The following is a 13,195-nucleotide window of genomic DNA, read 5'->3' on the forward strand; positions in this document are numbered from 1 at the left end:
ATAAATGATTTACTACCTGAGTTAATTTTACTAAGTGCGGTAAACAGCCTTTCGGTCATTAGTGACACAATAAAGCGTGCTCGCAATTAAACTACACAATGCGCATCAATGTCATTACACTATCCGCCTTATTTCTCCGCGAATGCTAATAATGCAGACATGAAAAAATTACTATTATTAACTGCCTTAGTAACACCTTTATTTGTAACGATGGTAGCTTCGGCCAACCAGCAAACACCTCCTGCCGACGTTGCGCCTACCGTAACTGATTACCATCAATCGCTTGTTCAGCCGACAAAAGGCATTGGCGCACGGGAAGCAGGAAGTAAAGAAGAACAACATGCCGCGGAAATTATTTATGACGCATTTAACCAACTGGGTTATCACACACAAAAGCAAACGTTTACTTTTGGCGAAAAGAAACAGTCGTCGAGCAACATTATCGCCGACACACATTCATCGACAAAACCAACTATTATTCTTGCCGCCCATTATGATTCTACTGCAGCTAACGCTGGTTCATTAGGCGCTACCGACAATGGTGCGGGGGTTGCCGCCATGTTGGCTATCGCGGCCAAGTTATCAACGCATAAGGCGCCAAACTTTAACATTCGATATATCGCTTTTGGTGCGGAAGAAATTGGCTTACATGGCTCAAAGCACTATGTAAATCAACTAGCAGCGACAGAGCCGCAAGCGTTGAGTAATGTCGTCGCAATGATCAATTTCGATACCATTGCCGGTGGCGACTACATATACGTACATAGCGCCGACACTAAACCATACGACTGTGATGGTGACAACAGTAGGTATTCAAGCGTTAGTTGGCTTCGTGATCAGTTATTATTGACCTCGAAAACCGTGCTGGGTGAAGCTCACCAATATCGCATTCATCCAGCCAGCGATGACCTTGCACAAGGCGTTACGGGGCCATGGTCAGATCATGCGCCTTTTGCCTGCAAAGGAATACCTGTCGCGTACGTAGAGTCGACTAACTTTCACATCAATGGCCGCGATGGTTATGATGGCTACTCACAATCTACCCACCCTAAACTGTGGGATTGCTTTGACAATAAAACCAACAGTGCTTGTGATAGAAACACAGAGTCAAAATGGGGAAACATCTGGCATACAGAATATGACAATTTAACCAAACTAGATGTATTATTTCCTGGCAGAATTAACCAGCAACTCGAACAAAGTGTACAAGTCTTGGTAGAAATGCTTACGCACTTTTCACTGCCAAAACAACAATAGTCATTTTGTGCAGGTAGCTGACTCCTCGAATTACCTGCACCCTGCTTAAAAAATCTTCGCGTTAAACTACGCCGCCTTGGCACAACCACACCAATTCATTTGAATGAAAATTCGCATATTATGATGATTTTGCTATGCTTTTGTCATGTTTTGTAACAATTTGTCTTTGAACAATTAACAGATGGCTACAGCAAATTTGTTTAAAATACAGCCTTATGAACGCAATGCTTTCTGCCATTGCACTTTGTTCTTCACAATACCTGCAGTTATGGATGCTTTATGAAATTAACTTTTCGACAACAAGTTGTCGCTTTTACCACGCTGGTTTTTACCTCTCTCAGTTTATTCTCACATGCACAGCAAATGCCGCCTGCATCAGTTAATGTTGCCATTGTTGAAAGCAAGCTGATGTCGCCTATCGCCTGGGTTTCAGGTAATGTTGTTAGTAAAAATAATGCAAAACTAGCGGCAGAGGTTTCTGGCAGATTAGTCACTTTGGTTGAGGTTGGTGCACAAGTCACTAAAGGGCAAGTGATTGCACAACTCGATGATCGTACTTTGCGTCATGAGTTAGCCGAAGAACAAGCCAATGTTGACAATGCGCTAGCAAAGCTTGCTTTTGAACAAGCGGAAGTGAAGCGCCAACAATCACTGGTCGCTAAAAATTTGATTTCAGCCACTGAGCTTGATGAAACAATTTCAAATCGTAATATCGCGCAAGCCAATCTTGCAGCAGCGAAAGCCAGACAGGCAAGAATCAAACAACAACTTGCCTTCACTCAACTCAAAGCCCCTTTTGAAGGTATTGTAGTAGAACGGTTGAGTAGCCAGGGCGAATACATCAATACGGGCACAGCAATAGTTCGTATGGTGGAAACAGCGAACGTTGAAGCATCATTATTTGCCCCATTAACCGCTTATCGCTATTTAAAAGATGCGACATTGCTCGATGTTAAATCTCCTTTGGGAGTTGAGCAAGCGCCGATAAAAGCCATTATTCCGGTAGCTGACGAACAGTCACACTTAATGGAAGTGCGTTTAGATATGTCTGCTATCGATTGGCCAATCGGTTTGAATTTAAAAGGCGCAGTGCCAAACGGTGAAAGCAAGCAGGTCGTCGCGGTGCCACGAGACGCTTTAGTTCTTCGCCGTAATTCCACGACAATATTTATCATCGACAACGATAATCGCGCTCAACAAGTAGTGGTCACGGTCGGCATCGGTGTTGGCGACCTAGTGGAAGTTATCGGTGAAGTAAAACCGGGTGACAAAGTTGTGATTCGTGGTGCTGAACGCTTAAATTCCGGGCAAGCAGTAAGCATTAAAGACAATAACAATTCGTTAATCTCAGGTAACTCATGACTCTAACATCAGCTTCATTAAGAAACCCTACAGCGGTTGTTGTCGCGATCTTACTGATTGCGCTTTTTGGTGCCATCAGTTTGTTCAAACTCCCTATTCAGTTAACGCCTGATATCAGCCAACCGCAAATCGTTATTTCAACTAATTGGCGTGCCGCTGCACCTGAAGAAATAGAGGCGGAGATCATTGAACGTCAGGAAGACGTGCTTAAAGGATTACAAGGGTTGGAATTACTTGAATCCAACTCTAGCCAAGGCAGCGGTAGTATTACCCTACGTTACAAAACAGGCATAAACCTAGAGCGCGCATTAATCGATGTGATGAATGCGTTAAATCAAGTACCAAATTACCCGCCTGATGCAACAGAACCCGTGTTGGCTGTAGGTGGTGCCAGTACGTTTGATGCCATTGCATGGTTTGCTTTGAAGCCTACGGCGGGCAACACGCGCGACATCGTCAGCTACCAAGACTATGTTGAAGAAGTAATCCAAACCCGTCTTGAGCGGGTAGCGGGTATTTCACAAACTAATGCATTTGGTGGCTTACCTACGGAACTGCACATTACCTTTGATCCATACAAAGCAGCACAGTTGGGGCTTAACATTCCGGATTTGGCTGCAACCTTAGGCAATAATAATGATACCTCTGGCGGCTTTAACGAGATTGGCAGACGTAAGTACACGTTACGTTTTTCCGGCAAATACGGCGCTGAACAGTTAAAAGAAATGGTGCTTGATTGGCGTAATGGCCAACCCGTTCTATTAAAAGACGTTGCTGATGTTGAATTAACGTTTGCTGACCGTACTGGCATATTAACACTCGACGGTGAACCTGCAATAGCCATGAACGCACAAGCCGAACAAGGCGTTAATGTGATTGACGTTATGGAAGGATTGCAGACAGCGATGAAGGAGCTCAATGAAGGTCCTTTGGCACGAGAAGGATTACAGCTTATCCAAATGTACGATGAAACTATCTACATCGGACGATCGATGAGCTTGGTACAAAATAACCTCATGCTCGGCATTATGCTGGCGATCATCGTACTTTGGTGGTTCTTACGTAAGTTCAGAGCTACGCTCATCGTGGCGTTATCTATTCCTATCTCTTTAGTTGTTACACTCGTGGTTATGTACGCGTCTGGCAGAACCCTCAATATTATTTCAATGGCGGGTTTAGCTTTTGCGGTTGGTATGGTGTTAGATGCAGCAATTGTTGTACTAGAAAACATTGTTAGGCTACGCGAAAAAGGCACAGAGTCTGAGCAAGCATCGTTAAAAGGCACAACCCAAGTATGGGGCGCGCTTTTATCTTCTACGGCAACCACAGTGGCTATCTTTTTACCCATTGCGTTTTTGGAAGAAGTGTCGGGACAATTGTTTGCCGATTTAGCGATTACCATCGCTGTTGCTATAGTCGCATCGCTACTCATCGCCGTAACGGTACTGCCTACAGCTGCTCGTAGATTACTTAAACAAGTATCGGCTGACGACCCACATGATCATTGGTGGAGCAATATTACTAAAGGCATTATGCGTATTACGTCTACCCCTGCAAGGCGCATGGGCTGGGTGATTGGCTTGATGCTGTTCTCATTTGTTGGTAGCTATTTGATGTTCCCTAAAATTGACTATCTGCCCAAGGGTAACCAGAACTCTTTTCAGGCGTTTATTTTGCCTCCTCCGGGCTTGAGCTATCCCGCTGCGCGATTTGAAATGAGCGATGAAATCAACCGTCGCATCATGCCATATCTTAGTGGCGAAAAGAGTCCACACATTGAACATACGTGGATGGGCTTTTTTGGTAACTTCGGCTTTATGGGTGGCAGAGCATATGACGCTGACGATATCCAACAAATCGTGGGATTAATCAATAGCGAAATACTGCGCGGTTTCCCTGATACCTTGGCATTTGCCTCACAAGAAGAGCTCTTTGGCAATTTAGGTGGTGGTCGACGCATCGACATCGACATCCAAGGTAACGAAGTTGATCAGCTGTTAGTGGCAGCACAAATTGGTTTTGGTGCGGTAAGTCAAGCGTTACCGGGCGCGCAAATTCAACCAACGCCGGGGCTCACATTAGCTGAGCCAGAATTACGCATGATACCCGATGAAAGACGAGTAGCCGAAGCTGGTTGGACACGTCAGCAGGTTTCTTCTATCTCTCGTACATTAGGCACAGGACTATATGTAGGTGACTTTTTCAATGGTCAAAAACGTCTTGATGTTTTCTTACGGTCAACTGATTGGGACTCACCCGAAGAGCTAGCGGCTATACCTTTGTATACGCCCAACGCAGGTGTACAACCAGTTGGCGAGTTAGTTGAAATTGTGAGAACCGCTGGGCCGAGCTCAATTCGTCGCATCGATCGCAAGCGTACAATTACTTTACAGGTGACGCCACCAAATGATATCAGCTTAGAAGAAGCTATTGCTGCCATTAAGGAAAAAGCGGAACCAACAATTATGGCGCAGCTTCCGGAAAATGGTTCGATAAGATATCGCGGCTCTGCTGAAGCACTGACAGAAGCATTAACCAATATGAGCCAGAGTTTTATCTTGGCTCTAGCGATTCTCTATCTATTGATGTCTGCATTGTTTAGGTCATTTAAAGATAGCTTACTGGTGGTATTAACAATTCCATTGGCCACCGTTGGCGGTATTGCTTTATTGCAGATCACTAATCTAGTGATTTTCCAACCGCTGGATTTGCTTACCATGATTGGATTTATCATCTTGTTGGGGCTAGTGGTTAACAATGCGATTCTTTTGGTTTATCAAACGCGCATGGGTGAACGTGAAGGACTTAGCCGACACGATGCTGTTGAACAAGCGGTACGTTTAAGGCTACGCCCTATTCTAATGAGTACACTAACCAGTATTTGCGGCATGTTACCACTGCTACTAATCCCAGGTGCCGGTGCTGAATTATACCGAGGCATTGCTGCGGTGATTGTTGGTGGCATGAGTGTAAGCACGGTGTTTACGTTGATCTTCCTGCCTAGCTTGCTGCAACTTGGTAAAAAGGCACCGATGGAAGTGTCAGAACTAATTACAGGTAACCCTGTAAACCATTCATAATATAACCTTTAATCTTGGCCAGTCGCATTTTGTTGCTGGCCAAATCACTTCTGCTTTTAGTCAATTAAACTCCCACTCTCTGCGTTAACCACCCGAAATGTTAATAAGTTTTTAAATTAAATTCGCTTAAATAACAGCCAATTGTAACAAAAACGCAACACATATATTGTATACAATATAATTCATGTGCTACTTTTTAATCACTCACTGATTAAGGTGGGATTAATAATCCAACTAAAACAATAAAAACTCATTCAATTTTTGGAAACTCAAGGGTAAGTTATGAAATTTAATAAAGTAGTAGCAGCGAGCTGCGTTTTATTGGCTAGTACGTCGGTCAATGCGCAACACCTATCAACCCCGCCCCAACAGGCGATAGCCATTGAAAAACATGACCATGGCATACCGACAGAAAAAGATAATAGAGCACCAACACCGCAACGCGCCGATAACGGTCATCAGGATCTCGCCAAGCATAATCCAGATATAAGACACCTTAAGAAACTGAGTAAGAGCCAGTCGACAACATCAGCAGCAATTACCTGTGATGTAACTACTTTTGCCACGTCTGATTCAAATGCATTGATTAGCGAACTTAAAGCGCAAGGCCCGTCTTGTATCAACGAACTGTTCAATGCCTCTTCAAGTGTTCAAGTTAGCGCTTTTGATTCAAACAATATGTACGCCGTTGCCAAACACGTAAAGGATTTGTCAAAAAATTACGCCGGTGGTGGTGATCAAGACATTGAAGGTATGTTCTTGTACCTGCGTGCAGGTTTCTTTTCAGCATTTTACAATGACGATCTATCGCATGCTTCGTGGGTTGCACCTGCGGTGAAAGAAGCCATTGACGAATTTGTTGCCAACGCTAACTTCTATCAAGACAACGATGCTCACGGCAAAACGTTGGGTGAAGTAATTATCGCGATGGACAGCTCTGAGCAGCAAGATGCTTATCTACCAGTGGTAAAAGAATGGCTAAGCCGTTGGAATCAAAGTTATGCCAGCAAATGGAACATGCGCAGCGCGGTAAATGGTATTTTCACTATTCTGTTTCGTGGCCAGTGGAACGACAACTTCATTACGCTTGTACAAAATGACACAGAACTCGTTAATCTTCTGAAAGACTTTTCTCTGAAAAGCTGGATGATCGACAGTGACTCAGAATATTTGATAGCTAACGCTGCAAGAGAATTAGGCCGACTCAAACAATACACCAATGGCAGTATTCAACCAGCAGTAAACACAGCCCTTTCCGCTATTTTTAATTCATCTTATCAGTCGTATGGCTTTGGCGATGCCGTATGGTTAGGTGCAGCGGACACCGCGAGTTACCACGGTGATTGCAACGATTTTGGAATTTGTGGTTATAAAGAAGAACTAGAGTCACAGGTACTTTCTCAAGTGCATGTGTGTAGCCCCACCATTAAGATTCGTTCTCAGGAGTTAACTGCTACTCAACAAAACTCAGCATGTGCCAAAATGGCAGCCGAAGAAACTTACTTCCATGATCGCTTGGAAACTAACAACCAAGCCGTAGCTGACGATAACAACAGCCAGCTTCAGGTCAATATCTTCAATAGTTCAACTGACTACGGCAAGTACGCAGGTCATATTTTTGGCATAAACACCAATAATGGCGGCATGTATTTAGAAGGTGATCCGTCAAACCCTAGCAATGTCCCAAATTTTGTTGCCTACGAGGCCAACTACGCTGAGCCTGATCATTATGTTTGGAATCTAGAACACGAATATGTCCATTACCTTGACGGTCGTTTCGACTTATACGGGGATTTCAATGCCCCAACTGAGGCTATCGTTTGGTGGACAGAAGGTGTTGCTGAATATGTTTCTAAGCAAAATGATAATCAAGCAGCCATCGACACCATCAGTGACGGCTCTACTTTTACACTGAGCGCGGTATTCGACACTACCTATGACGGCTTCGATCAAGACCGCATCTATCGCTGGGGCTATTTAGCGGTACGCTTTATGTTTGAGCGCCACTTTTCTGAAGTAAAAGCGATGCTGGCAGAAACCCGTGCAGGCAATTGGAGCGCTTATAAAGCTCGAATGAACACGTGGGCAAGTAACTACGGCAATGAGTTTACTACCTGGACGCAAGAATTAGCCAACGGCACGCCCGACAATGTAGCGCCAACAGCATTAGCCAATGGGCCATACAATGCAGCACTAAATACAGATATTAACTTCTCCAGTGCAGGATCGTCTGATAGCGACGGCAGTATCGTCAGCTATGATTGGAATTTTGGTGATGGCGGTTCAAGCACTGAAGCTAACCCTACATATCAATACAACAATGCTGGTTCATACACAGCAACCTTAACGGTAACAGATGATGGCGGATTAACAGCTACGTCAAATGCGGCAGTCACCATTACAGATAATAGCGGCAATTCATTGCAAAATGGTGTTAGCTTAGCCATTGCTGGTGATCAAAATTCTGAAACTATTTATACACTGACGGTGCCTGAAGGCGCTTCAGAATTGTCGTTCCAAATTGCGGGTGGTACAGGCGATGCGGACCTTTATGTGATGTACGGACAAGCACCAACGCGTACAGAATTTGACTGTCGCCCGTACAAAACAGGCAATGAAGAAACCTGTACTATAACTACGGTTCAAGCGGGTACTTACTACGTTATGGTAAGAGGTTACAACAGCTACGAAACCAATTTACTGGCAAGTTACCGTACGGGTCAGGTACCTGATGCCTGTGCAACACAAGGTTCTCGCACTAATGGTAGAGTAGAAGCTGATACGCCAATCTGTTTAGGGGATTCAGGACCTATGTGGTTTAGCGTAGCGGATATAAGTGGCCACTCGAGTATTGCTATTACGATGGGCAATGGGACAGGAAATTTCGATATTGAGTTCAGCAACGCTGGCTGGCCAAATGGCTCTAATCATCACGATTCATCCTACAATAGCGATAACAGTGAATGTATCTACGTTGCTAATTTGAATGAATATTGGGGCTACATCAAAATATCGGGAGCGGGAGCAGGCGCTTCGATGGTAGTGGATTTTGACACTGCCGGATGTAGATAAATTAGCCTCATGTTATACTTAGCAAAGGTTTCCACCGCAAGTACTTGACGTATTACTATTGAAACCTCAATTCAAACAAAAGCCTGTGATTATTGTCATCACAGGCTTTTTTAATGTTTGAGCTTAGCTAATTTCAGCAATCAGTTGCTAACAATATTTACGTCTTATGCCAATTAAAAGCAAAGCCATAATAAGCATATTAAAGCTACCGCCACCTGAGCCGCCAGCGTCGTTATTTTGATTGTTATTACCGTTGCTTGTATTGGTAGACCTAGAAGCATCTAAAGGGAAGGCGTCTGTACTATCTGGCACACCGTCGTTGTCATCGTCAGTATCCGCGTTATTGCCTATGCCGTCGTTGTCAGTATCAACCGATTCACTGGCATCTAACGGAAAAGCATCAGCACTGTCTTCAACACCGTCATTGTCATCGTCGGTATCTGTGTTGTTGCCTATGCCATCACTGTCGGTATCTAGCCATTCAGTGGCATCTAATGGGAACGCGTCGTTTTCATCAAGTACGCCGTCGTTGTCATCATCAACATCCGCATTGTTGCCTATGCCATCCCAATCGGTATCCACTGACTCACTTGGGTCTTCAGGAAACTGATCCCATCCGTCGTCCACGCCGTCATTATCGTCATCGGTATCAGCATTATTGCCAATGCCATCACCGTCAGTATCTTTGTATTCGCTAGGGTCATAGGGAAAATCATCAACAAGGTCGACAATACCATCGCCATCACTATCTTCAGAGCTTTCCACAAAGGCTATTGGAGTACCATTGTTAAATTCTGCAATATTGGTAACGCCATCGTTATCTAGATCAAGCGCAGCGTCTACTGCATCAACATGGTTTAATCCGTTGATAATTTCGATATCATCTGGAATACCGTCATTGTCTTTGTCGGTATCTATACCATCAGCGATGCCGTCGTTGTCACGGTCGATGAGCATAATGTCATCCTTGCTTCCACCCAATACAAACGCATTAGTCATGACTAACGTGTGATAAGGATCGCTTACATCTCCCACTACGAGTTTTAATGACGTTACATGTGCTTCATCTAGTGCAGGTAGGGCAATTTGTGATGTCACTTCGGTTTTCCAGTCAGTGCCATGTGAGACTTCTGCGACCTCAATCGCCTGCCACTCTCCTTGATAATTGATATAGGCCGACAACATGCCTTCTCGATAATAATCTTGATGAATGTTAAAACGCATATCAAATGTCGTGCTACCAGTCACACCTTGGCTGACCACATCATTGAGTGCGATTTCTAAAAATTGCACATAAGGCGAATAAGCGTCAACGACAGCCTGATGTGTAGCACGCGAAAGATAAGCATTGCCCATAAAGAAATTATTGTATTCGGCAAATACTTGAACCTTGTTACACGCTTCATGATAAAGACTCGGAATTTTGAGATCGACATTTGAAGAACGATAAAAAATCGTGTCTTCACAAATACCTGACCATGATGTAACCAATTCCTGAGGGTAAGTAGTCTGCAATTGTCCTTTCATGGTTGTCCAGCCATTAATCTCTGCATTCCACACATGAAAAGATGTTGATGGCCATAGCGCTTCACCATTCAAATTGAGCTGTTCAATGGTTTTACCATTGTAGACAATCCCCTGCTCTGCAAAAGAAAAATCGAGCGTGCTGATTGCGCCATTAGATATATTTTGATAAAGCGAAACATCGTATTTTCCGAATCGATCACTATCAAAGACATTTCCATGAACGGTTAATTTAGAATCATCTGCCAAATAAGAAGCGCCATCAACTGAGCCTAAATCTTCAGGGCCACTTAGCCCTGCACCTGAGGTATACCATCCACTCGGTGCTTTGTATTCACCAAGGTCCAGTGATGCTAATAATGTCCAATTTGTTTTGTCACCTAAAATATTATTAGCCGATGTATTGATTGTCACTTGTGAGGCCGAACTACCATCGAGCGCGATGTCAATATCACCATTAATAACATTCTGACTCATCGAGTGTACATAAAGGTGATAATCATAGCTGTATGTCGTGGTATCCCCATAAATCAGAGAATAATTGAGTTTAAACTCATCACTTAACGTTGATACATAAATAGGCTTACGCGTAAACAAGCCGTTGTCTTGAAAGTCAGAACTAGTCCTAAAAAACTGCGCATGTCGCTCTCTAGATGCAGGATGCGCCAACTCTACAAACATACCAGAGCCTTGTAGCGCTTCCACTGGTTTTTCTGCACCGGTATGGTCAATAAACGATGTTATTTGTAATTTATGACTAGCGTCAGTAGAGTTTACTTCAACTTGCGTATCTTGGCTTACATCTTCAAACGTTTGCGCAACCCATGCAACCTTGTCTTCCTTATCAAAGACCGAAGACAGCACATATCTGCCAGGCAAAACATAGTGCTCAGCATTGTTATAGTATTCTGATAAGAACGAGCCTTTACCTTCAAGATTATGTAACCAAACGCTTCTTGGGTACTCAGATGCTGACCAACCAAACTTGAACGCATCAAGATATACAATCGGTAGGTTATATTCTTGCTTACCTACCATTACCGAGAACACATCGTTATGGGTATAAGCTTCAGCATTCGCTAAATCGCCAACGTTGATAGTAACACTTACTTCAACTTCAATACTGCTATTAGCAGCTAAAGTGAGAGGGTTTGCTAAGTTATGACTATACTGTGCGGCGCTGCCTAAATTATTAGTGAACGATGTCTGGATGGAAACTGCCTCATTCGACTGGTTGGTTATAGTGACAGTTTGACTAGCGCTCCACTGGTCAAGATTACGATCAATACGCCCCATCATTAGTTGATGCTTGGAGGTTATCACGACAGACTCTACGGCCTTCAACGCATTTACACGACCAGCACCTACTTTGCTGTAAGGCATGGTTAGCGGATCTGTCGTAGCCGCGATAATGGATTTGATCTCTTGACCATTCAGTGTAGGCTTTGCCTGCTTAACTAAAGCCGCAACACCAGCAACATGTGGTGCCGCCATTGATGTACCGCTTAGGTTAGCGACGCTCTGCCCCGGAGCTAGTGAATTTATTTGTCCGCCAGGTGCAACAACTTCTGGCTTCTGGAAGTTTTCAGTAAGTACCGGTCCTAATGAACTGAAAGAAGACAGAGTATCATTCTTCTCTGTTGAACCCACCGTTAATGCCATTTCAGCATTGCCTGGCGAACCAACCGTTTGAAACCCTGACTCTCCTTCATTACCCGCAGAAATTACGAATAACGTGCCTGATGCAGACGCTTCATTGACCGCAATATTCAACGGATCGTCAATAGCGCCAGGACCGCCAAGGCTCATATTCACAATGTCCACACCATCGTCAGTTGCAGGATCGCCGTCTGGATCGACTGAGGCCTCAATCGCGGCAAGTATTGCCTCATGTGGACAAGTGTAATCACACACTTTGTAAGCATATAAGGTTGCTGCCGGAGCAACCCCCGTCATGCTACCGTTAGCCGCTATAATTCCCGCTACGTGTGTACCATGGCCATGAACGTCCATCGGATCATCGTCACCATTAAGGTAATCGTAGCCACCAGCGACTTTACATCCCTCACCAAAACAACCGCCAAGATCGCTATGATTGTAGTCAATACCTGTATCAATAACGGCAACGGTTACCCCTTGACCCGTAATTGATTTTTCATTGGCATCTTTCATCGCCCAAACGTTATCAGCACCAATGCGCCCAACAGATTCCGCCAGATGCGGCACTTTATCGCGTAACACATGGAGCTTTTTCACACCGCTGATTGCACGTAACTTTGTTAGCTCCTGCTCAGTCGTGTTAACCACAATACCGTTGTAAAGTTTTGAAAATCGACGAACAACTTTCGCACTAATTTTTTGGTGTTCAATACGCGCAATTACTTCTTGCTGCGCCACTTGAATATTCTGCTGAACACTTTTGGCGCTAAAAGCTTGTGTACCACGAGACTTTTTAGCAACACGATGTTGCTTATGCATGCTGGCCGCTTCCATTTCCAACATAACGCGAATCGATGATGGCGAAGACTCTTTGGCCTTAGCAATGCTGTCTTGATAGGTAAGAAAATGTTTACTCTCGCTGGCCTGCTGATTAACTCTCGTTAAACCATGCTCAGGCATCTTTTTCTGATGTTTGTTCACACCAAACTTGTCGGCATTAGCTGTAACTGATGACGCACTAACCGAAGTACTGACACCGATTAACGAAGCAATCACTAAGGAGAAATAACTACGCGAGATTCGCATAAAAATCCTTTTCAAAAAACTGGGGAAAATAAAGGCAGGAATGTTAGCAAATTGAAAATGTATTAACAATTAATTCAAGTTGGTGTCACTCGCTATCAACTGAGGGTGATTCAAAAATTACTTAAGAAATGCAGCGTACTGTTTTAAGATGGCTA

5 protein-coding genes are annotated in these 13,195 nt (G+C 44.0%); 4 read left to right on the top strand and 1 reads right to left on the bottom strand.

All coding sequences use genetic code 11. The annotated features are described in order from the left end of the window. Nucleotides 1–159 precede the first annotated feature (159 nt). The 4 genes from ACSLUK_RS02725 (at nucleotide 160) to ACSLUK_RS02740 (ending at nucleotide 8,771) form a co-directional block, all read left to right on the top strand. A complete protein-coding gene (locus ACSLUK_RS02725; protein ID WP_448546979.1) occupies nucleotides 160–1,257 on the top strand; it encodes a M28 family metallopeptidase in 1,098 nt (365 codons plus the stop codon). Nucleotides 1,258–1,536: 279 nt separating this feature from the next. Then, nucleotides 1,537–2,619, top strand: a complete 1,083-nt coding sequence (locus ACSLUK_RS02730) for an efflux RND transporter periplasmic adaptor subunit (protein WP_448546980.1) — start codon at nucleotides 1,537–1,539, stop codon at nucleotides 2,617–2,619. Continuing rightward, entirely contained in the window at nucleotides 2,616–5,699 is a 3,084-nt protein-coding gene (locus tag ACSLUK_RS02735) for an efflux RND transporter permease subunit (RefSeq protein ID WP_448546981.1), read from the top strand. The genes ACSLUK_RS02730 and ACSLUK_RS02735 overlap by 4 nt, the downstream gene beginning before the upstream one ends. Before the next feature lie 282 nt (nucleotides 5,700–5,981). Next, the gene (locus ACSLUK_RS02740) at nucleotides 5,982–8,771 is read left to right on the top strand and encodes a collagenase (protein WP_448546982.1); all 2,790 of its coding nucleotides are present in this window, start codon (nucleotides 5,982–5,984) and stop codon (nucleotides 8,769–8,771) included. 147 nt (nucleotides 8,772–8,918) lie between these two features. Here ACSLUK_RS02740 and ACSLUK_RS02745 read toward each other — a convergent pair whose 3' ends face one another. Next, nucleotides 8,919–13,040: a S8 family serine peptidase gene (locus ACSLUK_RS02745; RefSeq protein ID WP_448546983.1), complete on the bottom strand. Its 4,122-nt coding sequence runs from the start codon at nucleotides 13,038–13,040 to the stop codon at nucleotides 8,919–8,921. Nucleotides 13,041–13,195: the final 155 nt, after the last annotated feature.

The organism is Thalassotalea fusca (assembly GCF_053485835.1).

Coding starts and splice junctions, on each gene's coding strand:
- ACSLUK_RS02735 (WP_448546981.1), top strand. CDS start 2,616: ATGACTCTAACATCAGCTTCATTAAGAAACCCTACAGCGGTTGTTGTC.
- ACSLUK_RS02745 (WP_448546983.1), bottom strand. CDS start 13,040: ATGCGAATCTCGCGTAGTTATTTCTCCTTAGTGATTGCTTCGTTAATC.
- ACSLUK_RS02725 (WP_448546979.1), top strand. CDS start 160: ATGAAAAAATTACTATTATTAACTGCCTTAGTAACACCTTTATTTGTA.
- ACSLUK_RS02740 (WP_448546982.1), top strand. CDS start 5,982: ATGAAATTTAATAAAGTAGTAGCAGCGAGCTGCGTTTTATTGGCTAGT.
- ACSLUK_RS02730 (WP_448546980.1), top strand. CDS start 1,537: ATGAAATTAACTTTTCGACAACAAGTTGTCGCTTTTACCACGCTGGTT.